Annotated in this window: 17 protein-coding genes; 7 read left to right on the top strand and 10 right to left on the bottom strand. The window is 66.8% G+C overall.

The features are described from left to right. Window positions 1–166 precede the first annotated feature (166 nt). Window positions 167–1,981 carry an N-acyl-D-amino-acid deacylase family protein gene (locus tag G6N55_RS25595; RefSeq protein ID WP_085220795.1) on the top strand — a complete coding sequence of 605 codons (1,815 nt, stop codon included), beginning with the start codon at window positions 167–169 and terminating at the stop codon, window positions 1,979–1,981. Window positions 1,982–2,039: 58 nt separating this feature from the next. After that, window positions 2,040–2,729, top strand: coding sequence for a TetR/AcrR family transcriptional regulator (locus G6N55_RS25590; RefSeq protein ID WP_085221228.1), 690 nt, complete (start codon window positions 2,040–2,042; stop codon window positions 2,727–2,729). On the opposite strand, the gene G6N55_RS30210 is transcribed toward G6N55_RS25590, so the two are convergent. Further along, window positions 2,730–2,855: a hypothetical protein gene (locus G6N55_RS30210; RefSeq protein WP_264001975.1), complete on the bottom strand. Its 126-nt coding sequence runs from the start codon at window positions 2,853–2,855 to the stop codon at window positions 2,730–2,732. Window positions 2,856–2,938: 83 nt separating this feature from the next. Here G6N55_RS30210 and G6N55_RS25585 point away from each other — a divergent pair, with 83 nt between their 5' ends. Then, entirely contained in the window at window positions 2,939–4,927 is a 1,989-nt protein-coding gene (locus tag G6N55_RS25585) for a flavin-containing monooxygenase (protein ID WP_085220796.1), read from the top strand. A gap of 166 nt (window positions 4,928–5,093) precedes the next feature. Continuing rightward, the gene (locus G6N55_RS25580) at window positions 5,094–6,833 is read left to right on the top strand and encodes a DUF3556 domain-containing protein (protein WP_085220797.1); all 1,740 of its coding nucleotides are present in this window, start codon (window positions 5,094–5,096) and stop codon (window positions 6,831–6,833) included. Between the two features lies 1 nt (window position 6,834). Here G6N55_RS25580 and G6N55_RS25575 read toward each other — a convergent pair whose 3' ends face one another. From G6N55_RS25575 to G6N55_RS25555, 5 genes are all read right to left on the bottom strand, one after another. Next, window positions 6,835–7,656: an ABC transporter permease gene (locus tag G6N55_RS25575; RefSeq protein WP_085220798.1), complete on the bottom strand. Its 822-nt coding sequence runs from the start codon at window positions 7,654–7,656 to the stop codon at window positions 6,835–6,837. Further along, window positions 7,653–8,822 (bottom strand): ABC transporter substrate-binding protein, encoded by a 1,170-nt coding sequence (locus G6N55_RS25570; protein ID WP_085220799.1) that lies wholly within the window; start codon window positions 8,820–8,822, stop codon window positions 7,653–7,655. The genes G6N55_RS25575 and G6N55_RS25570 overlap by 4 nt, the downstream gene beginning before the upstream one ends. Then, complete coding sequence (locus G6N55_RS25565; RefSeq protein ID WP_085221229.1) at window positions 8,819–9,529, bottom strand: ABC transporter ATP-binding protein; 711 nt, start codon at window positions 9,527–9,529, stop codon at window positions 8,819–8,821. Before G6N55_RS25565 ends, G6N55_RS25570 begins: the two co-directional genes overlap by 4 nt. Window positions 9,530–9,889: 360 nt before the next feature. Beyond that, window positions 9,890–10,492 (bottom strand): TetR/AcrR family transcriptional regulator, encoded by a 603-nt coding sequence (locus G6N55_RS25560; RefSeq protein WP_085220800.1) that lies wholly within the window; start codon window positions 10,490–10,492, stop codon window positions 9,890–9,892. A 62-nt stretch (window positions 10,493–10,554) separates the two neighbouring features. Further along, a complete protein-coding gene (locus G6N55_RS25555) occupies window positions 10,555–10,782 on the bottom strand; it encodes a DUF3618 domain-containing protein (protein ID WP_085221230.1) in 228 nt (75 codons plus the stop codon). An 82-nt stretch (window positions 10,783–10,864) separates the two neighbouring features. Between G6N55_RS25555 and bcp the strand changes: the two genes are divergently transcribed. Continuing rightward, the gene (gene bcp / locus G6N55_RS25550) at window positions 10,865–11,338 is read left to right on the top strand and encodes a thioredoxin-dependent thiol peroxidase (RefSeq protein ID WP_085220801.1); all 474 of its coding nucleotides are present in this window, start codon (window positions 10,865–10,867) and stop codon (window positions 11,336–11,338) included. Here the strand turns inward: bcp and G6N55_RS25545 are convergent. Then, a complete protein-coding gene (locus G6N55_RS25545; RefSeq protein WP_085220802.1) occupies window positions 11,335–12,699 on the bottom strand; it encodes a cytochrome P450 in 1,365 nt (454 codons plus the stop codon). The two genes, bcp and G6N55_RS25545, sit on opposite strands and share 4 nt — an antisense overlap. Before the next feature lie 176 nt (window positions 12,700–12,875). On the opposite strand from G6N55_RS25545, the gene G6N55_RS25540 reads away from it, so the two are divergent. Further along, on the top strand, window positions 12,876–13,169 hold the full coding sequence (locus G6N55_RS25540; RefSeq protein WP_085220803.1) for a hypothetical protein: 294 nt from the start codon (window positions 12,876–12,878) through the stop codon (window positions 13,167–13,169). Window positions 13,170–13,228: 59 nt separating this feature from the next. Beyond that, window positions 13,229–13,780, top strand: a complete 552-nt coding sequence (locus G6N55_RS25535) for a DUF3060 domain-containing protein (RefSeq protein WP_139826712.1) — start codon at window positions 13,229–13,231, stop codon at window positions 13,778–13,780. A 6-nt stretch (window positions 13,781–13,786) separates the two neighbouring features. Here the strand turns inward: G6N55_RS25535 and G6N55_RS25530 are convergent, their stop codons facing one another. From G6N55_RS25530 to G6N55_RS25520, 3 genes are read right to left on the bottom strand one after another with little or no spacing between them, the layout of a single operon-like run. Then, complete coding sequence (locus tag G6N55_RS25530) at window positions 13,787–15,112, bottom strand: dipeptidase (protein ID WP_085220805.1); 1,326 nt, start codon at window positions 15,110–15,112, stop codon at window positions 13,787–13,789. Between the two features lie 22 nt (window positions 15,113–15,134). Beyond that, complete coding sequence (gene acpS / locus G6N55_RS25525) at window positions 15,135–15,527, bottom strand: holo-ACP synthase AcpS (RefSeq protein ID WP_085220806.1); 393 nt, start codon at window positions 15,525–15,527, stop codon at window positions 15,135–15,137. Window positions 15,528–15,555: 28 nt separating this feature from the next. Continuing rightward, a complete protein-coding gene (locus G6N55_RS25520) occupies window positions 15,556–24,777 on the bottom strand; it encodes a type I polyketide synthase (RefSeq protein ID WP_085220807.1) in 9,222 nt (3,073 codons plus the stop codon). Between the last annotated feature and the right edge of the window lie 219 nt (window positions 24,778–24,996).

The raw sequence follows: 24,996 nt of genomic DNA, 5'->3' as shown, positions 1-24,996 counted from the left end.
GCATCCCCAGGCTCGTCGACGGGCTTCGTCAGAGCATACATTTTTGGTTTTTGTATGGTATTGATTTTTCCACCCGTCACCATCCACGTGCGGTAAGGGCGTATGGTCTAGAGAACGCGAGCCAGCGCCGCAAGGCGCCTGCCGCTCCCAACGGCGAGGAACGGGTATGTCATACGACACGATCATCCGCAACGGACGGTGGTTTGACGGGACGGGAGCGCCCTCGGCTATCCGCAATATCGGAATTTCGGGCGGGCACGTGACCGCGGTCTCGACCAACGACCTCGACGAAGCCGGTTGCCGCAACGTCATTGACGCATCCGGAAAGTGGGTTGTCCCCGGGTTCCTCGACATTCACACGCACTACGACATCGAGGTCCTCGAAGGCCCCGGGTTGGCAGAGTCGGTCCGGCACGGCGTGACGACTGTGGCCACGGGATCGTGCTCGATATCAACCATTCACGTCGACGCCGAAGACGCCGGCGACCTATTCGGCCGGGTCGAGGCAATTCCGCGCGAACACGTGATCAAGTCAATCGGCGCACACAAGACGTGGAACAGCGGCGAGCAGTACATCACCGCCATCGAGGACCTGCCGCTGGGCCCAAACCTGTGCTCCTTCATCGGACATTCGGACATCCGCACCGTCACGATGGGACTCGACCGCTCCACCAACGACGACATCAAACCCACCCGCGCCGAAATCGCACGCATGGAGCGGATGCTGACCGACGCGCTGGACGCCGGCTTCATCGGGTTGTCCACCAACCAGCTTCGGTTCGACAAACTCGACGGCCAGACCTGCCGGTCCCGCACCCTGCCGTCGACCTACGCGAAATGGCGCGAAAACCGTCGGCTCAAGAAATTGGTGCGCGACCGGGGCCGCATCCTGCAATCGGCTCCCGACATCGCGATGCCGGTGAATCTGGTCTTTCAGGCACTGCAGTCGATCGGCCTGTATCGCAAGCCGCTGAAGACCAGCCTGCTGGCCGCGGCGGACGCCAAGTCAAATCCTGTCGCTTTCTACTTCCTCAAGGGATTGGCCACGGCTGTCAATTCGCTCGGCGCCAACTTCCGCTTCCAGCATCTCCCGGTACCGTTCACCGTCTACGCCGACGGCATCGACTTCGTCATCTTCGAGGAGTTCGGATCGGGGCAGGAAGCGATGCACCTGGCGGACTGTCTGGAACGTGATGAGTTGATGCGCGACGAGGCCTACCGGCGGCGGTTCCGCAAAGACTATGACCAGAAGTTCGGAATTCGGGTGTGGCACCGCGACTTTTTCGACGCGATGATCACGGATTGCCCGGACTCGACCGTCATCGGAAAGTCGTTCGGTGAGGTCGGCCTTGATCGCGGCGGCCTGCACCCTGTCGACGCGTTCCTCGACCTGGTCCTCGAGCATGGCACCAAACTCCGCTGGTTCACCACCATCTCCAACCACCGCCCCGAGGTGCTCAAGAAATTCGCCACGGAGCCCTACATCCAGTTGGGGTTCTCGGATGCCGGTGCGCACCTGCGGAACATGGCCTTCTACAACATGGGCCTACGGCTGCTCAGACACGTGCGGGATGCGGAAAATGCCGGAACTCCGTTCATGTCAATCGAATACGCCATCCACCGCCTCAGCGGCGAGATCGCCGACTGGTACGGACTCGACGCCGGCCACCTACGGGTCGGCGACCGGGCGGATCTGTCGATCATCGATCCCGAGCGCCTCGATGACTCCCTGGACGAGTACGCCGAGGAGCGCGTCGAACAGTACGGTGGGTTGTCGCGCATGGTGAATCGCAACGACGCCACCGTCGTTGCGGTGTTCATCGGCGGCCAGCAGGTGGTGGCACACGGCCGACCCACCGAAATCCTCGGGAAGGTACGCACCGGCAGCTTCCTGCGCGCAGGCCGCCGATCACCCGCGGCGGCCGCGCAGTCGGCGGAGCCCAGCGCGCGCGAGGAACGCTCCGCCGCCTCCTCCGTCTGACCATGGACTGATGCCATCGCAACGTCCCGGTAGTGGACGTATGGGATCCTGTTCGCTGATGCGAACACATGGGTGGTCCGGTGCGACGCCGGCCAACGACGAGGAAGCGATCGCCCGTCTCCTCGACGCCACGCGGCGCAGGATCGATCGGTCCGGCACGGACTTCGGCATTTCCGATGTGGCGAAGGACGTCGGCGTCACCCGCCAGACGGTCTATCGCTACTTCCCCAGCACCGAAGCGCTGCTGGTCGCGACGTCAATCGCCGAGGCCGGCCCGTTCCTGGACAGCTTGGCGGCGCACGTGCACAAGATTCACGAGCCGGCCGACGCGGTTGTCGAGGCAATGGCGCACACCCTGGAAAGGCTTCCGCACGAGCGGTACCTGAGCCTGCTGCTGACCCCCGGCAAGGCCAGCACCTTCTCGGCAGGCGTCACCTCCGAGACGGCCATGACCTTCGGCCGCTCAATAGTGGAGAGGTTCAACGTCGATTGGGCCAGTGCGGGCATCGCCGACGATGAACTCGACCGACTCGTTGAGTTCATGCTGCGGATCTTTCAGTCGTTGGTCATCGACCCGGGGCGCCCACCACATCGCGGCAAGGAATTGCGGGCATTCCTGCATAGGTGGGTTGCGCCGGCCATCTCCCTCAACGCTGCGGCAGCTACGCCGGCCCGGACGGGTAAGGGCACGACTAAGCGTGCGCCACAACCGAAGTCGCGCCGCCAGCCATCCGTTCCGCGGAAGTGATCATCGCCGCCAGATGTCGTCCGCCGCGGCCGCGTCCTTCGCGGTATCGACGCCGAGTTCGGTTGTCGGACCCGAGAATCCGTAAATCGCGATCTTGAAGGGAATGGGCTCGGGCGCCGTGCTCATTGCGTCTCCTTCACCTGCGTTGGCCACGATGCTAACCTACGACTAGACATCGCTGGAGATCTGTCTAGTCATTCGGAGGAATTGTGTCCCACCCTGCCTCGACATCCGCACCGAAGGACCTGGACCGATTGCTTGGTCTGCCGTTCGACGACTCCGATGACGTAATCCAGGCGGCCGTTGATCAGGCGAGCGTTCCGGCGCTGCTGATGTCGATGGTTCACATGACCGGCGACATGGGTCTGCTCGACGAGCTTCCACGGCCGTTCATGCTCATCGCGATGGATCTGCAGGGCGCTATGAGCGAGCCTGACAAGGAGTTGGTACGCAAGCGTGCCTTCGACGTGATTCGCGACTACCGCGACCGCGGCTGTCCGCCCCCGTTCGTGCCGAACGCTGAACAGATGCGGGTGATGTTCGAGACGATATCCGCCGGACAGGTCACCGAGGAATACCTGGAATACGTCGCCGCGGACCTGCGGTTCAGCGATGCCGATCAGTGTGGGCCGGTACTGTCGTCGACACCCGAGCAGCGCGCTGACTTCCCCGTCGTCGTCATCGGGTGCGGTGAGGGTGGGCTGCTGGCCGGGATCAAGCTCCAGGCGGCGAACATACCGTTCACGATCATCGAAAAACAGTCGGGCATCGGCGGAACATGGCTGGCCAATCGCTATCCGGGTTGTCGCGTAGACATCGCCAGCCAGTACTACGCGTACTCATTTGAGCCACTTGACCATTGGACGCATTACTTCTCCGAACAGCCCGAGATCCTGCGGTACCTCGACGAAGTCGCCACCCGCTACAACATCGCCCGCAATGTGCGATTCAACACCGAGGTGATCGGCGCGGACTGGGACGAGGAATCGGCAACCTGGCGGGTGACGACCCGCGGGGCGGACGGCGGGCAGGAAATGCTGACCGCGCGTGCCGTGATCTGCGCGGTCGGCCAGTTCAGCAACTCGGTGATTCCGGACATCAAGGGCGCCAAGGACTTCCGCGGGCCGTCATTCCACACCGCGGATTGGCGCGACGATATCGATCTGACGGGTCAGCGGGTCGCGGTCATCGGGGCCGGCGCCAGCGGATTCCAGCTCGTGCCCGCGATCGCCGACTCGACTCAACACGTCGACGTGTACCAGCGCACGCCGCAGTGGATGGCGCCCAACCCTATCTACCACGACGCCATCCCCGACGGAGCCAGGTGGGCGATCCGCCATCTGCCGTACTACGGAAGATGGTCGCGGTTCGTGTCGTGGTGGCCGATCGCCGACGCGCTCGACGAACAGGTGAAGATCGACCCGGCCTGGGACAACGGCGGACTCTCGTGCAGCGAGTCGAACCACGCGATCCGCGAGATGTTCATCGCGTGGATGCGGGTCTTCTGCGCCGACGAGGAACTCCTGACGAAGGTGACCCCGAACTATCCCCCAATGGGTAAGCGGACCTTGCAAGACAACGGAACCTGGCTCACGACACTGCAACGCGAGGACGTCGAGCTGATCACCGACGGCATCATCGAGATCACAGCTGACGGAGTGCGGACCATCGATGGGGTGCATCGACCCGCCGATGTGCTGGTGTGGGCCACCGGATTCGACGTCAATCACCAACTCGGACCCATCAACGTTCGCGGGCTCGATGGCGTCGAACTCAACACGGCCTGGGGCGATTCCGCGTACGCCTATCTGGGCGTCACGGTGCCGGGCTTCCCGAACTTCTTCTGCATGTTCGGGCCGGGCACCAACGCGGTGAACGGCGCCAGCATCATCTACAACTCGGAGTGCCAGATGCGCTACATCATGGGTTGTATCGACATGGTGCTGGCGGGCGGCTTCGCCTCGGCTATGCCACGGGCGGACGTATGCGACGAATACAACCGCCGCAGCCAGGAGCGGCTGAAGGAGATGGTGTACACGCACCCGGCGGTCTCGAGCAGCTACTACAAGAACGCGGCGGGCCACGTACCCACGTTGTACGGGTTCCGCATCTTCGACTATTGGAGATGGACCAACCGTCCAAACCCCGACGACTACGAGTTGCAATGCGCGGGTGCGTCTCTCAAGCAGAAGGCGTGATGCTAGTCCAGCGCGCCGGCCCGCAACCCCGCCGCTGCGGATTTGTCCGTTCCGGTAGACGGGATATCCCTACGCATTGGCGGTCATTAGCTGTAGTTTCTTCGTGGCGCCGATGCCGGACCGTCGGTCGGCGCCCCTGGTGAAATGCCGCGCTTAAGGAGCTGCAATGGGGTTCATCCAGCCCAACCTGCCCGTCGTCGACGTGGCCGAGTGGAGCAAGCTCCCACGCGCCGAGCGGATCATCCCGATGCAGCGCCATGTCGCCCAGAACGGTTTCGGTACTCCCCTGATCATGCATGTGATGTACGGCGTGAAGATCGCGCTCTACATCTTGGGCGGCTGGTTCTTCGGTTGGTGCACGACGGGCGTCGGCGGCTTCACCGACGTCACCGCGTGGTGGTCGGAGCCGATCGTGTTCCAGAAGGCCGTGCTGTTCACGATGCTGTTCGAAGTCGTCGGTCTCGGTTGCTGTTTCGGGCCGCTGGCCGGACGTTACTTCCCCCCGATGGGATCGATCCTGTACTGGCTGCGGCCCGGCACCATCCGGCTGCCACCCTGGCCTGACCGTGTCCCGCTGACCATGGGCATCGACCGGACCCCGTTCGACGCGTTGCTCTACGGCGCGCTGCTGGTGTTGCTCGCGACGGCGCTGGTATCCGACGGCTCCGGCCCAATTCCAGCTCTGGACACGGTGATTGGTGTGCTGCCGCGGTGGCAGACCATCGCCATCCTCGCCGTGCTGGCCGCGATCAGCTTGCGCGACAAGGTGATCTTCCTGGCCGCCCGCGCCGAGGTGTACGGGCCGCTGGCGCTGCCGTTCCTATTCTCCGGCGCCGACATCGTGATCGGGGCCAAGCTCGTCTTCATGGCGATCTGGATCGGCGCGGCCACCTCGAAGATCACCAGACACTTCCCGTTCGTGATTTCGACGATGCTGGCCAACAACCCGTTCCTGCCGTCGGGTGTGCTCAAGCGGTCGCTGTTCAAGCACTATCCGGACGACCTGAGGCCCAGCGCACTGTCGGGCTTTATCGCGCACTTCTCCACTGCGATCGAGGGTTTGGTGCCGCTGGCACTGCTCTTCTCACACGGCGGCTGGCCCACAACAATCGCCGCGTTCGTGATGATCGTGTTCCACCTGAACATCCTGCTGGCCTTCCCGATGGGCGTGCCGCTGGAGTGGAACGTGTTCATGATCTTCGGCGTGCTGTGGTTGTTCGTGGCGCACGCACCCATCGGGCTGCCGGACCTAACCAGCCCCTGGCCCGTCGTGCTGTTGGCGGTCATCACGACAGTCGTCGTGGTGGGAAACCTGTTCCCGCACAAGGTTTCCTTCCTGCCAGGTATGCGCTACTACGCCGGCAACTGGGACACCACGCTGTGGTGCGTGAAGCCGTCGGTGGACGAGAAGTTCCGCGTCGGCTCCCGGGCGCTGGGCCCGATGCAGCACCTGCAGCTCGAGCGGTTGTATGGGAGCAAGGAGGAGACGCTGATCCCGCTGCACCTGGCGTTGGCGTTTCGCGGCATGAACACCCACGGGCGCGCGCTGCTCACGCTGGTGCACCGCGCGCTGGCCGGCTACGACGAGGACGACTACAACCTGTGCGAGGGCGAGGTGCTCTGCTCGATGGTGCTCGGCTGGAACTTCGGCGACGGGCACATGCACAACGAGTGCCTGATCGAGGCGTTACAGCAGCGGTGCGGCTTCGAGCCCGGCGACGTGCGGGTGGTGATTCTCGACGCGCAGCCCATCCAAACGCAGACCCAGGAGTACCGGTTGGTGGACGCGGCGACGGGCGAATTCGAGCGCGGCTACGTCGATGTCGACGACATGGTCACCACCCAGCCGTGGGCCGACGACCTGCCGGTGCACGTGCAGCGCAGTGCCGCACCCGATACCGCCTGATTCAGCCGCGCCCCGACGACAGCAAGCGGCGCGCTGCCAGATCCAGCGCGTAGCCGATGACACCGATGACCACGATCACGGCGACCACCTGACCGTAGGCCAGCTGATCGCGTGCGTTGAGGATCTGATAGCCCAAACCGGAACGCACACCGAGCATTTCGGCCGGCACCAGCACCACCCACGCGATGCCCAGCGCGACCCGTAGGCCGGTTTGCAGGTGCCCGCGGATGGCGGGCAGCACCACGACCGTCAGCTGCTCAATTCGAGTCGCCCCAAACGATTTCGCCACCTGTAGGTAGCCGGGGTCGACGCTGTGCACGCCGGCCGCGGTGTTGATCAGGATCGGCCACACCGCCGCCGCGGCAATCAGGAAAATGACCGGCTCGTTGCCGATTCCGAAGATTGCCACCGAGATCGGAGCCCACGACAGCGGCGAGATCATGCGCAGAAATTGGATGACGGGACGAGTGGCGCGATCGGCGGTGTCGCTGAGCCCGACGAACAGTCCGGCGGGAATCCCGATGACCGCGGCCACCAGCAAGCCGACCAGCAGCCGCCACAGGCTTACCTCGGTGTCGGACAACAGCACGCCCCGCTTGTACAGCTCGACCAACGATTTGGCCACCTGGCCCGGTGTGGTCTGGTGCAGCAGCGACTGCCCAGATGCCAGCACGGCGGTGACAAGCCACCAGAGGGCAACCGCCGCCGCGATCGCCAGCGCGGGCGGCCACCAGCGCCGCAGCACGGACCCCTTGGGCCCGGGCGTCGTCGCCGATGTGACCGTCTCTCCCGGCGCGGCGGTCTCGATTCCCTGTGCGGTCATAGCGGCTGTACCTCTTCAGTTCGGGTCAGGTCGGACGGAATACCGAAGCTTGCGGCACCGCCGTGCGCGTCCAGCGCCGCGCGCACGAAGCTGTCGTGAACCAATTGCGAGTGCGCGACCGCGGGATCGAGCCGATCCAGGAACCGCCGGTCGCCGTCGACCACGGTGTCGTGCATCGCCTCCACCAACCGTCGGGTAAAACTCGGGAACGGGAAGGGCTGATAGCCCAACCGCTGCGGCTGCCAATCCGGATGCGCGAGTCGATAGTCCTTCGGGTTGTAGGTGAGTGCGGTCTCGATGGCCGGCAGCGGCTGCGGCAGATACCCTCCGGTCGACAGCGCCCTCGCGGCGGCGGGCCGGTTGTCGTTAATCCGTTGCTGCGCAAGCACAATCGAATTGACCAGGGAGCCGGCCGCCTGCGGCCGGTTCTCGATGAGATCCTCGTGCGCCAGCACCACACAGCAGGCGTGGTCGCGCCACACGTCGCCCAAAAACGTTTGGATGCGTCCGATCTTGCGCACCTGAGCCATCGCGTTGAACGGATCGGCCACCACATAGCCGCCAATGGAACGGTTGGCCAGCGCCGGCACCATGTCCGACGGGCTCATCACGATCAGCTCGACCGTGCGGGCGCTGCGTGACGCGCTTTGGCGCACCACCGGAACCAGGTCGTGCGCGCGCAGCAGCTCCTGGAGGATGATGTTGTGGATCGACCACCAAAACGGTATCGCCACTTGGGTTCCCGCGAGTTGTCCGATGTCGGTGACGTTCGGCGCGACGGTCAGCGCCGAACCGTTGGTGTGGTTCCAGGCCAACACCCGCACGGCACTGCCCAAGGCGAAGCGCAGCTGGATGGCCATCGGCATCAGCATGTGCACGGCGTCGACCTGCCGGGTGACGAACGCCTCGGCCAGCGACGCCCAGCTGCGGAACAGCACGGGCTTGGCCGAGCTGACCACGCCGGGTTGGTAGAGCCGGGCCGCGTGGGCGATCAACAGCGGTGCCGCATCGGTGATGGGCAGGTATCCGATCCGGAGCTGTCCGCTGGTATTGGTCCGGTCGATGCTCGCGGCGCGGGCCAGGTCGGCCACCCCGGCCACGCCCCCGGCCGCGGCGAGCGCGACGCTCCCGGCGAGCAGCGACCGGCGCGAGAGCAGGCCGGTCATTGTTCGACCAGTCGGTAGTGGTCGAGAATCTGCTCCCTCAGCTCGGTGTCATGGGTATCTGGCCGCCATTCGCGCCGGATCCGCCCGTCGGGGCCGAGCAGAACAATCCGGCTGGCCAATTGCAGCGCCTCGTCGACATCGTGGGTGACCAGTACGACGGTGATCCCGAGCTCGAGGGCCAGATCGGCCAGCCAGGTCCGCAAATCGCCACGAATCGCGGGATCCAGTGCGCTGAACGGCTCGTCCAGTAACAACAGCCGGGGCCGGGTGGCCACCGCGCGGATGATCGAGACGCGCTGGGCTTGCCCGCCGGACAGCTGGTCGGGATATTGGTCGGCCACCTGCTCCAGGTCGAAACGCCGCAGCAGCTCCTGCGCGTATTCGGGCTCGAAGTACTGCCGGTTCGCGGCGAATCGTCCTGCGAAGAGGACGTTTTCCCGGGCGTTGAGCCAGGGCATCAGGAGCGGCTGCTGGAATACGACACCGGTGTGCGGCCGGGCCACGCCGTTACCGGTGGACCACTCGACCGTTCCGGAGGTGAGTTGCTCGAGGCCGGCGATCACCCGCAGCAGGGTGGACTTGCCGCTTCCGCTGCGTCCCAGTATCGCCAGGAAATCCCCGTCGTCGATGGTCAGGTCGACGCCGGCGAGTGCGGGTCTCGCGGCCCCAAAACTCTTGTGACCACCGACTATCCGCACTGTGCCAATTGCCACGTTGGTGTCCTTTCGGGAAGCCCGGAGCGCCTTGCACACCGCAGGGCAGGCACGAGGGCGACGCTTCCACAGACAGACCGCTCTGTCTACGCGGCCAGCGTGGGGCGGTACGCAGGTCTCCCCGCGCGCCGGGGCCGCCGTTGCGGCCTGGCATCGACGTCGTCGCCGAACAAGCCGCCAACACGACTACGAATTACGTTGTTGCGCTGGGTAATTCAACACAGCGACGGAAATCGTCTCGTCATCGTCTACCGGCGTGAACCGCGTCCGTTCGGCCGCGGTGCTGGAAAATGACACTGGTCACACCGCCGGCCGAAATTGGATCGCACTGATCGGAACCGGCCCGGCCGCCCGCTATCGACGGCAGGCGCGATCGATGAATTCGGCCGCCAAACTGCGGCCCAGCTGGATCGGCTCCACCGAGCGTTCGAGCTTGGAGCCCGCCAGCGCGCCGTCGTAGAGCAACTGAAACTGCCGGGCGGTCGAATCCGGCGGACGTGCGCCGGCCGACTCCATCAACGCGGTCAGACACGATCGCACCCATTGGCGGTGCGCATCGACGGGTTCAAAACGCACGCCGGGAAATTCGGTCACGACGTTGGCATACAAGCAACCGGGAAATTCACCGCGGAGTCCATTGGCGATCGCGAGATCAAAGAACGTCAAAGCTTTTTCGACGGGGCTGACCACCGTTTCGGTCGCCTTCTCCCACCGGTCCCGATCAGCGCGATCCAACTGGGTCAGGTATGCCAGCACCAAACCCGCCTTGGAACCGTACGAGTCGTAGAGGCTCGCTTTCGCACATCCCGATTCGCGCAGGATCCGCTCGATACCGACTCCTCGAATCCCGTGCGCAGCAAATAATCTTGTCGCTCCCGCGAGCAGCCGTTCGGACGGGGACGCCAATCGCACAGGTTGATCGGTCGCGGTGGCGACCTCCCGGGCAGGGCTGTCCATAGGCCGACGCTAGCAGAGGTCAGGCCAGTAGACAGAGCTGTCTGTCTACCCGGTGAGCGAGGTCAGCGGTTCCTGACCCGGTGCACCACCACGATGACCACGAGGGCCCCGGCTCCGGCCAGCGTGGCGGCCACCGCGGGTTTCGTGACGAAGCCGATCACCTTGGCCTTGAGGTCGTCGGCGAGGCGGCGCGGGTTGGCGCGCTCGGCGAGCGAGTCGACGGTGGCCGCGAGCTGGTCGCGGGCGGCGTCGATCTCCTGCTTGATGGCGTCGGGGTCGCGGTCCACCACGTGTCTGTCCTCCAACTGAGCCTCGTGCACCTGAGGCACTACCCTAATGCCGACGCTCTGGTGAACCGAAAGGGGAAGCACCTTGACCGAGACCACGCGGCTGGCACCCGGGGACAAAGCGCCCGCCTTCAGCCTTCCCGACGCCGACGGCAACAAGGTATCGCTGGCCGACTACAAGGGGCGCCGCGTCGTCGTGTACTTCTACCCGGCGGCATCGACGCCGGGGTGCACCAAACAGGCCTGCGACTTCCGCGACAGCCTGGCCGAACTGGGCGGCGCCGGCCTCGACGTCGTCGGGATCTCCCCCGACAAGCCGGAGAAGCTCGCCAAGTTCCGCGACGCCGAGAAGCTGACCTTCCCGCTGCTGTCCGATCCCGAGCGCAAGGTGCTGACGGCGTACGGCGCCTACGGCGAAAAGCAGCTGTACGGCAAGACGGTCACCGGCGTGATCCGCTCGACCTTCGTCATCGACGAAAAGGGCAAGATCGCGGTCGCGCAGTACAACGTGAAGGCCACCGGCCACGTCGCCAAGCTAAGGCGCGATCTGTCGGTCTAGTCGATGACGGCGGCCTCGGCGTACTCGGTGATGGGCCGCGCGCATCCCTGTTCGTCGCAGACCCGCTGCAGCTTGTCCAGCGTCTCGTCGATCCCGGGTCCAAGCCGCCGCCCGGGCGTGAAGGTCGCCGGAAGGTGCTGCATGCCCTGGATCACACCGATCGTCGGATAGTGCACGGTGCCCTCGGGGTCGCAGCGGTAGTCGGGCATCCGGTCGAGTACCGCCGTGAGCATCGACTTGAACACGACGCGCGCCACATTTGAGCCGATGCAGCGGTGGATGCCGAGCCCGAAGCTGAAGTGCCGGTTGTTCTTACGGCCGAGGTCCAATCGATTCGGATCGGGAAACACCGAGGGGTCGCGGTTGGCCATCGCCCAGGACAACCACAGGCGATCGCCCTCCTTGAACCGCGTGCCCGCGATTTCGAGATCGGCGGCGATCGTGCGACCGTCCCCCGGAGCGGGCGTGAAGTAACGCAAGAATTCCTCGGTCGCCGAGTCGAGCAGCGTTTCCGACTCCCGCGTCAGCAGTTCGCGCTGCTCGGGATTTTCGCCGAGCCATTCGAGTGCGTGCGCGGTCAGCGCCGTCGTCGTGTCGAAGCCGCCGCCGATGATCAGGCCGAGCATGCCGAGCAGTTCGGCGTCGGGCGCCGGTTCGCCGTCAATTTCGAGCCGCGCCAACGCGTCAACCAGACCGGGACGCGGGTTATCCCGGATCTCGAGGAGGTGGTTGAACAGGTCCGCGCCCATGGCCATCGTTTGCTCCAAAACCCTTGGAGCATCCGGAGAATCGGCGGGGGTGTAGACGTTGGCGTGGGCCGGCTCGCAATAGAGCTGCCACTTCTTCAGCGGCACGCCCATCATCGCCAGCGTCAGGACGGCCGGCACCACGTTCGCGAGATCGTCGACGAAGTCGATCCGCCCGGCTTCGATCTTCTCGTCGATGCTCGCCCGCACGATCTCGTCGACAAACGGCTTCCAGCGCTTGACGGCCGCCGGGGACAGGTAGGGGTTGAGGATGCTGCGGTAGGCGGAGTGCTCGGGTTCGTCCATCTCGAGCATGCCGCCGCGGACGCCGGTGCCCTGCGGCAGCGTCGGAATGGTGATGCCCTTGTAGCCGGTGCCTTCACCGGTCACGTCGTGATCGTTGGACACGTGCGGACAGCGAGCGAGCTCGAAGACTTCCCGGCTGCCCGCGGCCACCCAATGCCCGTCGTAGGTGTCGGTCCATGCCACCGGGCACCTGGCGTGCATCTCCTCGGTGATCGCGGTGAACCGTTCGCGGTACTCCGGGGTGTGGCGATCAAAGTGGTAACGGTTGGTCTTACCGGCTCTGCCGGTCAGGGTGTCTTCCGTAGTCACCGTGTGGCCTCTCCTGCGGACGAGTGGCTGCCTATCAGAGCAGTATGCGGCGAGACGACCCGTCTAGAAAAGCATTCCTGGCTTCAATTTGGGATCGGTAGCCGCACGTGGTCGCCAAAATTTCGCCAATGGGTCGCCGTAATGCACGGCGCAATTGGCAAAGAAAAGGTCTTCCGATGAATACACCGCGCACCGTGGGCCGGATCCTCACGAGCGCGCTGATTTCTGGCGGCATGGCAGCGGCTGGTTTGGGACTGGCCGCCCCCGCTCAGGCCGGGCCGTCCTATTGGCACTACTGCCCCGGCCAGAAATGGGGATACACGGTTCCGATACCACCGGGATTCGACCTGAGCGTGTGCCACTGGTTCGCGGTGACCGTTACCAACGGCCCGTCCGGCCCGGTGTATCACTTCGAGGAGGCCAATCCGGCCGACGTACCCCCACCGGCACCCGGCTTCCCCTGGCCGTGAAACGTCGCGACTTCGGGACGACACCACCAAAACCGAACTGCAGGGCGGACTATTGAATGATGGACCCGGAGAAGCAAGACCCCGAGGACTACATACGCGAGCTGGAGCGCGGCGTCGGGCAGCCGCCGGGTGCCGCGCCCCGCCCGTCCGGAACGTCGAAGAGCGGCCGGGGTGGCGGGGGTACGCCCGGGGCGACCTGGTGGCACCGGTTTGGGGACGTCGCGAAGCTGGCGAACACGCCGCGAGGATGGGGGATATTAATGGGTGGGTGCCTGGCCGCGTTCGCGATCGCGGCTTTCGTGGGTCATTACACCGGCACCACCGTGCACGGAAATCTCACAATGATCAATGGCGGTGCGAAGGACAAGATCGACTGCAACGACGGAAACCTGAGGCTGGAAGGTGACAACAACACCTACACCGTCACGGGCCACTGTCGCCGGCTCGACGTCTCCGGAAGCGCAAATCACGTCACCGTCGACAGCGCCGACACGATCAGCGTTTTCGGCGATGACAACGCGATGATCTACCACTCCGGGTCGCCGACGATCAACAAGACGGGTAACAACAACATCGTGTCTCAGCGTCAAAAAGCACCCGACGACAGGTGAGTCGCGCTAGGCCAGATTGGCCAGCAGCAGCGCCTCGGCGATGGCAGCACGTTCCAGCACGCCCAGATGCAGGCTCTCGTTGATGCTGTGGGCCTGGGTCGCGGGATCTTCGACGCCGGTGACGAGGATTTTCGCCTGCGGGAAGGCCGCGGCGAACTCGGCGATGAACGGGATCGAGCCGCCCATGCCCATGTCGATCGCGTCGGTGCCCCACGCCTGCCGGAAGGCCGCCCGCGCCGCCTCGTAGACGCCGCCGCTGGCATCGATGGCGTAGGGCTCCCCGATGTCGCCGCGGGTGACGCTGACCTGCGCGCCCCACGGCGTGTGCTGCTGCAGGTGAGCGGTCAGCGCGTCCAGGTGTGCGGCGGCGTCACCACCGGGTGCGACCCGCATGCTGATCTTCGCGGCCGCGCGCGGGATCAGCGTGTTCGACGCTTTCTCGATCGGTGTGGTGTCGATTCCGATCACCGTGATCGCGGGTTTGGCCCACAGCCGCTGCGGCGCCGAACCCGTGCCGATCTCCGACACTCCGTCCAGCAGCCCGGAGTCGGCGCGCACCCGCTCGGGCGGGTAATCCACAGCGGCTGCGGTACTTTCGTGCAGACCGGCGACGGCCACGTTCCCGTCGTCGTCGTGCAGGCTGGCCAGCAGCCGCACCAGGACACTCAGCGCGTCGGGCACCACGCCGCCCCAAATGCCGGAGTGCAGCCCGTGGTCGAGCGTGGCCACCTCGACGACGCAGTCGACCAGGCCACGCAGGGTCACCGTCAGCGCCGGGATTTCGGTGCTCCAGTTGTCCGAGTCGGCGATGACGATCACGTCGGCGGCCAGTGCGTCGCGGTGGGCGGCCAGCAGCCGGCCCAGGGACGGCGACCCGGATTCTTCTTCCCCTTCGACGAAGACCGTCACACCGACCGGCGGTTGGCCGCCGTGTGCCCGGAATGCGGCTAAATGCGTTGCGATACCGGCCTTGTCGTCGGCGCTGCCGCGCCCGTACAAGCGGCCGTTGCGCTCGGTCGGCTCGAACGGCGGCGATGCCCACTGATCGCGGTCGCCTTCGGGCTGCACGTCGTGGTGGGCGTACAGCAGCACGGTGGGTGCCCCGGCGGGTGCGGGATGGTGTGCGATGACGGCCGGTGCGCCACCCTCGCTGACGATGCGCACATCGCCAAATCCGGCCTGGGACAACAGATCCGCGACTGCCTGCGCACTGCGATGCACCTCGTCGCGGCGGCCGGGGTCGGCCCACACCGATTCGATCCGCACCAAGTCCTCGAGATCGCGGCGCACCGACGCCAAGACGTCGCGGACGCGCTCAACAAGATCGCTCATGTCCCCGAGGCTAGTCGGCGCCTCACGTCGTTTCGAGGATCGCGACCGCGGCCGCGGTGTCCCCTTCGTGCGTCAGCGACACATGGATCGTCACGTCGGCCAGATGCTTGGCGATGTCCCCGGTCAACCGCACCCGCGGCCGGCCCCACATGTCGGTGACGACTTCGATGTCGCGGTGGATGTCCTCGCGCAGGATCGGCCGCTGCGAGAACCGTGACCCGGACCAGGCCTTGATCACGGCTTCCTTCGCGGCCCATCGTGCGGCCAGATGACGCGCCGCCGACGAACTCTTGTCGGAGGCGTCGCGACGCTCACCCGGCGTAAACGTTTCGGAGAACACCGTTCCCGGCTGGTCAACCTGGTCGGCGAAATCCGGAATGGAGACGAGATCGATCCCGACACCGACAATGCCCATGGCTGGCCAGGTTAACCGATCACCAAAGTCATCCGGCAGGCACCTGGTAGGCGTCGTCCTCGCCCAGTCGCGCGACCGGATTCAGCAGCATCGAAGCCTCCTGACGCTTCTCCGGTGCGCTGTGGTCGAAGCGGCGGTCCGGCGGCCGCTGGTACATCGGCTCACCGCCGGCGATGGCCGACACCAGCCGGCGCTGACCGGCCAGCAGGCGTGCGTCCGCGCGCCGCTGGTAGTCCTCCCGCTGCTCCGGGTCCAGCGTTGCGATGAACGCCTGCGGGTGCACCAGCGCGACCAGCCCGGACACGTGACCGAACCCGAGGCTGGTCAGCATCCCGGCCTTGAGCGGGAACTTCCCGCCGAGCCGCAAGGTGTCCCGCACCCAGACGAAGTGGGCCGACCCGCTCAGTTCGTCGTCGACGCAATCCAGGCTGCGGTTGGGCGGGATGACGCCGTCGCGCAGCATCTGGCACAGCCCCATCATCTGGAAGACCGCCGCGCCGCCCTTGGCGTGCCCGGTGAGGCTCTTCTGCGACACGATGAACAGCGGAGCACCCTCGGACCGTCCCATCGAGTCGGCGAGGCGCTCGTGCAGCTCGGTCTCGTTGGGGTCGTTGGCCAGCGTCGAGGTGTCGTGCTTGGAGATCACCGCGATGTCGTCGGGACCCACGCCCAGCTTCGCGAGCTCGCGTGCCAGCGGCGATTCCTTGCCGCCACGACCCGCACCCAGCGCGCCGAGTCCCGGCGCCGGGATCGAGGTGTGCACCCCGTCGGCGTACGACTGCGCGAAGCCCACCACCGCGAGCACCGGCAGACCCATCTTGAGCGCCAGGTCGCCGCGCGCCAGCAGGATGGTGCCGCCGCCTTGGGCCTCGACGAAGCCCAACCGACGCCGGTCGTTGGCCCGGGAGAACTTCGAGTCGGCAATGCCGCGGCCGCGCATCATCTCGGTGTCGGCGGTGGCCGACATGTCACCGAAGCCGATGATGCCTTCCAGCGTCAGGTCGTCGATGCCGCCGGCCACCACCAGCTCAGCCTTGCCGAGCCGGATCTTGTCCATGCCTTCCTCGACCGACACCGCGGCCGTCGCGCACGCGGCGACCGGGTGGATCATCGACCCGTAGCTGCCGATGTAGGACTGAACCACGTGTGCGGCAACGATATTCGGCAGCACTTCCTGGAAGATGTCGTTCGGCTTGTTACGGCCCAACAAGTTTCCGTGGTACATCGTCTGCATCGAGGTACCGCCGCCCATGCCGGTGCCCATGGTGTTGGCCACCAGGCTCGGGTGCACGTAGCGCATCACCTCGGCCGGGCTGAACCCGGCACTCAGGAATGCGTCGACGGTCGCGACGATGTTCCACACGGCCAGCCGGTCGATGGAACTGAGCATGTCCTGGCTGATGCCCCATACCGTCGGGTCGAACCCGGTCGGGACCTGGCCGCCGACGACGCGTGACAACTTGTTCTTGCGCGGCACCCGAATCTCGGTGCCCGCCTTACGGATAACCTGCCAGTCACTGGAGTCGGGCACCGGCCGGATGACCGTGTGCTCCGGGTCGAACTCGGCGAAGGCACGGGCGTCGGCCTCCGAGGAGACGACGAACGCGAAGTCCTTCTCCAGGAATACCGAGACCAGCAACGGCGACGCGTGGTCGGGGTCGATCGAGCCGTCGTCAACGAACTCGCGGATACCGCAACGCTCGACGATCGTGTCGTGGTAGCGCTCGACCAGTTCGGCCTCGTCGACCAGATCACCGGATTGCGTGTCGTACCAACCCGGTTGCGGGTCGTCCTCCCAGCGGATCAGGCCGGTGGTCCAGGCCAGCTCGAGCACACCGGCGGCCGACAGCTCGTTGTCGACCTCCATTTCGAACCGGGTACGCGACGAACCGTACGGGCCGAGTTCGGCGCCGCCGACGATCACCACAAGATCGGCCGGGTCGAGGTCCAGGTCGGGCCATTCCGGCGCCGGCGCCGGGGTGAACCCGCGCGGCGGCGACGGCAGCGCGGCGATGGTGCCCTCGGCCGGCTCGTCGTCGGCGTCTTCGCTCGCGGCAGTGGCCTGCTCGCGTGCGCTGGCGGCCAGCTCGGCCATGTCGAGTTCGACCTCACCCAGACCGCCGGTCAGGTCGGCCTCGATCGGCTTGCCGGCCGCGGCCACCTTCGACTCCACGTCGCAGAGGGCCAATAGCATCGCGGCCATCTCGTCGGTGGAGTAGGTGGTGACACCGGCCTCCTCCACGGCGGTGACAATGGCGTCGTTGTGACCCATCAGCCCGGTGCCGCGGGTCCAGCCAATCAGCGCGTGCGCCAAGCTGACTCGCGCGGCCCACGAGGATTCGGCGTGCCAGCGACTCACCAGCGCGTCCAGCGCCGCCTTGGCCTCACCGTAAGCGCCGTCGCCGCCGAACATTCCGCGGTTGGGCGAGCCCGGCAGCACCACATGCAACCGTGACGCGATGTCGCGCTCGGCGCCGATCTTCGACAGACCGCCGATCAGCCGCTGCACGGCCCACAGCAGAACCTTCATCTCCATCTCGGAGCGCGAACCGGCCTCCGACAGATCGCCGGCCACCCGCGGTGCCGCGAACGGGAACAGCAGTGTCGGGGTTTGCGCGTCCTTGATGTGAATCGATTGCGGCCCAAGGCTTTCGTTCTGCTCGGTACCGATCCATTCGACCAGGGCGTCGATGTCGGAGTACGAGGCCATGTTGGCCGCGACCACCCACAGCGACCCGCCGAACCGGGCGTGGTCGCGGTACAGCGTGCGGTAGAACGCCAGCCGCTCGTCGTCGAGCTTCGACGTCGTCGCGATGACGGTGGCACCGCCGTCGAGCAGACGCGCCACGACCGACGCGGCGATCGAACCCTTCGAAGCTCCGGTGACGACCGCGATTTCGCTGTGGTAGGGACCGGGTTCCGGGTTCTCGGCGCCGGCGGCAATGCGGCCGAACAGCGAGGCGTGGATCTGACGGCCCGTCGCCAGCGCCTTGCCCTGCCACCACGTGGCCTGGGTCGCGACGATGTGGCCCGCACCTTCGAACCGCTCCGACAACCGGACCCAGTCCGCGTCGATGTCGCCCTCGTCGGTCAGCCACAGCTTGACCAGGTCCTCGCGGGCGCTGGCCCAGCGGTCGTCGAACAGGACGGCCTTCTTGGCGTCGAACACCGGCGCCACCAAACGTGGCCATTCCGAACCTAATTCGGCGGTGACCAGGTCGATGAGCTCGGCGTCCGTGGCCACCGGCGCGGCGCTGACCGTGTCGTCCAGACCCAGCTGGCCCAGCACCAGGCGGGCCGCCGAAGCGAGCACTCCGTCACGGCCGGTGATCTGGTCGGTGAACTCCGACAGCGCAGCGGCGTCGATCGTCGCTCCACCGCCACCGCCCGCCGAGGGCAGCGCCACCGAAACACCCTGGCGCGCACCGACCGCGGCGACCGCGGCATCGATGACTTTGTCAACGGCGGCGGCGTCGGCCAGCGCACCCTCGTGCAGGTGCCCCAGCGCACCGCCGCGCACGCTGGTGCCCTCGCGGGTTCCCAGCGCAACCTCGACGACGACGTGCTTGGCCCAACCCTCGCCGAGCTCCCAGGTCTTGGTGACCCGCTCGATGATGGCGGCCGGCCGCTTGCCGGACGGCCCGAGAACCGTGCGCAGCTGGTCGTTGATCGCGTCGGAAAGCACTGGGCCGTAAGGCTTGTAGGTGCGTGCCAGCTTGGTCACCTGCGCCCTCAACCCGGCCAGGTCGGCCTCGGCGGCACCGTCGATGGCGCCCAGGTTCAACTCCGAACCCAGGTCGACCAGCAGCTGGTTACGCCGCGATGATGCACCGTCGGTGATGGACTCGATCGAGTCCAGCTGCTCGATCTGGTCGATGCGCATCTTCGCCGACAAGGCGATCAGCGCCAAAGTCGCATCGGCCGCGTCGAATCCGATGTCATCGGGCCGCGGGGCGCCCGAGGGCGCGGTCGGCGCGGGTGCCGGTGCGGGCGCGGCGCCTTCAGGAGCTGCCGCGGCTTCCGGTGCGGCCGACTCAGCGGGCTCGTCGGCCTCCGGCTCGGGGTCGGTATCGTTGGCGAACAGCACCGCATAGTCGCGCTCGGCGTTGAGCACTTCGACTGTGCTGTGCGCATATTCGGGCAGCTTGAGGGTGTTGGTGGCCAGTCCCGCGACGGTCGGCGCGGACTTCACACCGATCTCGACGAACCGCTCCACACCCAGACCACCGGCTGCCTCCTCGATGAAGAGCAGGTCTTGGGTTTCGATCCAGCGCACCGGGCTGGCGAACTGCCACGCCAACAGCTCGATGAAGACCGTGCGGGCCATCTCACGCGGCCGCTCGGTAAGCCAGGTGTCGTAGTCGGCCAGGATCGGGTCGAGCGGTTCGGCCGGCACCAGATCGCGGATCTCTTGGATGAAGTCGCGGTCCAGCGTGAACGGCCGCGGCACCAGGTTCGGGATATAGCGCCCGATGACCAGCTCGGGATCCTGGTCGCGCGGCATGACCCGCTCCAGCGAGCGGCGGAAGTCGGCGACGCCGACCCGCAACACCCGCGAGTGGAACGGCACGTCGATGCCCGGCACCAGGATGAACGAGCGCTTGCCGCCGCTGATCTCGCGGCGCTTCTCCACTTCTTCCTCGAGCGCCTCGAGACCGCGCACCGTGCCGGCGATCGCGTACTGCGAGCCACGCAGGTTGAAGTTGACGATCTCCAGGAATTCCCCGGTGCGCTCAGCGATTTCGGCGACGAAGTCGGTGACCTCGTCATCGGGCAGATCGATCTGCGAGGGACGGATCGCGGCCAGCCGGTAGTTGGAGCGGCCCATCTCGTCGCGCGGCACGATGTCGTGCATGTTCGACCCGCGGTGGAACACGGTCTCCAGCAAGGCTTCCAGCTGGTAGACGCCCAGCACGCAGGCCAGCGCGGTGTATTCACCGACCGAGTGCCCGCACGCGATGGCGCCCTCGACGAATGCACCCTGCTCGCGCATCTCGGCGACCTGCGCGGCCGCCACCGTCGCCATCGCGACCTGGGTGAACTGCGTCAGGTACAGCACACCGTCGGGGTGGTGGTAGTGCACACCGCTGGCGATCAGGCTGGTCGGGTTGTCGCGCACCACGTGCAGCACCGAGAAGCCCAGGGTCTCGCGGGTGAACTTGTCCGCGTCGTCCCAGATCTTGCGGGCCGCCTTGGACCGGGCGCGGACCTCCATGCCCATGCCCTTGTGCTGAATGCCCTGGCCGGGGAACGCGTAGACCGTCTTGGGTGCGGCCAGTCGCGCGGTCGCCGACATCACCAGGTCGGTGCCAACCTTGGCGGTGACCTCCAAAACCTCTGCGCCCTGGTCGATTCCGACGCGGTCGACCCGGAAGTCGACCTCGTCACCCGGGCGCACCATGCCCAGGAATCGGGCCGTCCAGCCGATCAGGCGAGCCGGCGGGCGGGCCTGGCCGTCGGTGGCGGTCACCGTGTGCTGCGCGGCGGCCGAGAGCCACATGCCGTGCACGATGGGCGATTCCAGTCCGGCCAGCAGCGCGGCGGCCCGGTCGGTGTGGATCGGGTTGTGGTCACCGGACACGACGGCGAACGGCCGCATGTCGACCGGCGCGGTCATCTTCACGTCACGACGGCGGCGCCGCGGAGTGTCGGTCGTGTTCTCCGACACCGCGCCACCGGCCCGGCACGGGTCGGTGAGTTCGGCGGCACCGGTACGCCCGAGGATCGCGAATCGCTCCTCGAGGGTGGCGATCACCTTACCGTCGGGATCGGCCACCGTCACCGAGACCGGGACGACCCGGCCCATGTCGGTGTCGATCGCCGCCGAAGCCGTTGCGGTAACGGTCAATTGGGCCGGCTGCGCGGGCAGCTTGCCGACCACGTGTGCGGCGTGGTCCAGGTGCACCAGGCTCAGCAGGCCCTCGACGACGGGAACACCGGACTCGGTGACCGCGGAACCGATCGTGGAGAACACCGCGGGCCAGCAGAGACCGACCAACGCGTCGGGCACCGTGGTGAGGCTGGGCGCCAGGCGCTCGCCGAAGGTGGCCGTGACGCCGGTGTGGTCGGCGACCCGCTCGGGGTCCCAGTCCACCGTCACGGTGGCCGTTCCGTCGGTCACCTGCGGGAGGAACTCCGGCCCGTCCACACCGGCGGCGATCGCGAGCACCGCGCGCATCGCGGCGGTGGCGTCGTCGGTGGAGACCACCGGCATACCGCCGTCAATGGTGTTGGCGTGCAACGTGAATGGGATGTCGATCCAGACCCCGGAGATCGGGATGCTGAGCACGACGCGCTCATCGGACTGGACCTGCAGGCGAGCTCCGGTCGACGAGTGGGTGGCGCGCTGACCTTCGTGGACCAGCCAGTCGGCCGGGTCGGCGATGCGATGCACCGGGTTGGTGGCGGTGCGTCGGGCCCACAGCACATCGGGGGCGTCGAGCACGACGGCCAGCGCCCCGGTCACATCCGGGCGGCCCAGCCGGCGCGACCTGACGGCTTTCGCCTCGCCGCCGGCGCGCAACACGTCGTCGATGGCGGCCTGCTCGAAGCGGTCGAGCAGTTCACCGACGGGCTCGTCGACCCGGGTGATGCCGGCGACCGCGGCGGTGCCGGGGATGATGCACACCTGGTCGGCGTCGTAGCGGGCGTCGTGCGCCTGCCACAGCGAATCGCTGCGCCACCAGCGCCGCACGTCCTTGTCGATGACCGGCACGAAGTTGACCGGCTTGCCCAGCGTCTTGCACAGCGTGTTGAAGAACGGCACGTCGGCGGGGTGCAGCACAACGGTTTTCGCGTCGGGGTAGCTGTCAACCAGCGCGGCAAGGGCCGCCTGCGGGTCCTCCAGCAGGGCCTCGTCGTTGAACAGCGTCTCGATCGGGCCGTGGTCCTGCTGGTGCAGCCGGGCCTCGGCGCGCTGCAGCATCTGCTGGAAGCGGTCGCGCCAGGTTTCGGCCAGCCACGGGCTGCCGGGCGACGCGGTGTCCGCGGTCGAGTTGCCCTCACCGATGGTGAGCTCGACGTAGCGCTGCAGCCACTGGAGGTAGGTCATCTCGGCGACATCGCCGAAGTACGGCTTGGCGGTGCCGGCCATCGCGGCGATGATTTCGTCGCGGCGCTCGGCAACGGCGTCGGCGTCACCGGCGACCTCGTCGAGCAGCCGGCCGCAACGCGACGCGGTGTTGTCGATCTCGTGGATGTCGGCACCGAGCTGGCTGCGGCTGGAAGCCATGCCGCCCTGGGCTTTTCCGGCGCCGATCCACTGGTCGGTGCCGGTGGTCTCGACCAGCATCTGCTTGACCGAGGGCGAAGTGGTGGATTCCAGGGTGGCCATCGCGGCGGTGCCGACCAGGATGCCGTCGATCGGCATCGACGGGAAGCCATAGGACTGCGACCAACGGCCGGACAGGTATTCGGCGGCGCGCTCGGGCGTGCCGATACCGCCGCCGACGCAGACGGTGATGTTGGAGCGTGAGCGCAGCTCCGAGTAGGTCGCCAGGAGCAGGTCGTCGAGGTCCTCCCACGAGTGGTGACCGCCGGCGCGCCCGCCCTCGATATGCATGATCACCGATTTGGTGGGCGCCTCGGTGGCGATGCGGATGACCGAGCGGATCTGCTCGATGGTGCCGGGCTTGAACACGACGTGGCTGATGCCGACCTCATTGAGCTCGTCGATCAGCGCGACGGCTTCCTCGAGGTCCGGGATCCCTGCGCTGATCACCAGGCCGTCGATCGCGGCGCCGGCCTGGCGGGCCTTCTGCACCAGGCGCTTGCCGCCGACCTGAAGCTTCCACAGGTAGGGGTCGAGGAACAGGGTGTTGAACTGGTAGGTCCGGCCCTCTTCGAGCAACCCGGACAGCTCCTCGATGCGGGCACCGAAGATTTCCTCGGTGACCTGCCCGCCACCGGCCAGCTCGGCCCAGTGTCCGGCGTTGGCCGCGGCGGCGACGATCTTGGCGTCGACCGTGGTCGGGGTCATGCCCGCGAGCAGGATCGGCGAGCGCCCGGTCAGCCGGGTGAACTTCGTCGACAGCTTGACGCGGCCGTCGGGCAGGGTCACGACGGTCGGCGCGTAGCTCGACCAGGGCCGTGCCACCTCGGGGGTGGCCCCGACGGTAAAGAGGTTGCGCTGACCACCGCGGGTGGCGGCGGGCACGATGCCGACGCCGAGGCCGCGGATCACCGGCGCGGTGAGCCGGGTCAGGATGTCGCCGGGACCCAGGTCGAGGATCCAGCGCGCACCGGCGTCGTGCACCGCGGTGATCTCTTCCACCCAATCGACGCCGCTCACCAGGATGGCGTCGGTCAGGCGCCGGGCCAGCTCGACGTCCAGGCCGACCTTTTCGGCCCAGCCGCCGACGATGTCGATGCCGTCGGCCAGCCGCGGGGTGTGGAAGCCCACCTCGACCTGAACCGGGTCGAACACCGGCGCGAAGACGTCGCCGCCGCGCAGCTTGTTCTTACGCTCGGCTTCTTCTTTCTCGGAGATCTGCTGGCAGTACAGCTCGAAGCGGGAGAGTTGCTCCGGCGTGCCGGTGATGACGACCGAGCGCCGACCGTTGCGGATGGACAGCACCGGGGGCAGCACGGTCCGGACGTCCTGGGAGAACTCGTCGAGTAGCTGGCGGATGCGCTCGGGATCCGCGTTGGTGACCGACACCATCGGCGGGCGGTCGCCGAGCACGGAGATGCCGCGGCGACGGGCGACCAGCGTCCCGGCCGCGCCGATCAGCTGGGCCAGGGCCAGCAGCTCGACGTCGCGCACGCCCTCGGCCTTGAACGCCTCGACGGCGAGCACGCCCTGCGAGTGGCCGGCGACGGCGACCGGCGGGGTTGCGGTCCAGTCCATGCCCTGTCGCGCCAGGGCACGCCCGGCCGCGATCTGGGTGAGCAGCACACCGGGCATCGACACCGCGGCCGACGTCAGGTGCTTGTCCGCCGGGGTCGGGTCCTCGGCCGCCAGCGCACGCACCCACTGCAGCGGCTCGAAGCCGATCGGACGCACCACGACCAGCTCTTTGGCCACCGGTTCGAGCAGCAGCTCCGCTTCGCCGACCAGCGTGGCGATATCGGTCTCGATGCCCGCCGAGGACACCAGTTCTTCAAGGGTTTCCAACCAGGCGCTGCCCTGACCGCCGAACGCGACTGCGTAGGGCTCCCCCGCCGTGAGACGGTCGACGAGAGCATGGGTGCTGTGCGGGCCATTGCCGTCGCGGTCAGCGGACACCCGGTCGTGCTCGTGGATCGTCACCTTGTATATCTCCCTGTATGCGTCTTCACGTATCGGTTCGTTCGGCCTGCTGACAGCCCCGGTGAGCGGGACTCCAGCTGGCTGTGGGTCGATTCCGCTTTGAATCGCAGCCCGAATAGCGGCTGACCGGTGTGTTGTCGGCGGGCCACTCATGTCGACCAAGCGGCGCGGCAGACTGCATCGGCTGTACTAAGAGTGTCATAAGGATTCGGGTCGTTT

The organism is Mycobacterium florentinum (genome assembly GCF_010730355.1).
Classification (GTDB): domain Bacteria; phylum Actinomycetota; class Actinomycetes; order Mycobacteriales; family Mycobacteriaceae; genus Mycobacterium; species Mycobacterium florentinum.
Note: the sequence above shows the minus strand (reverse complement) of the source record. Positions and strands in the feature narration are given on the sequence as shown.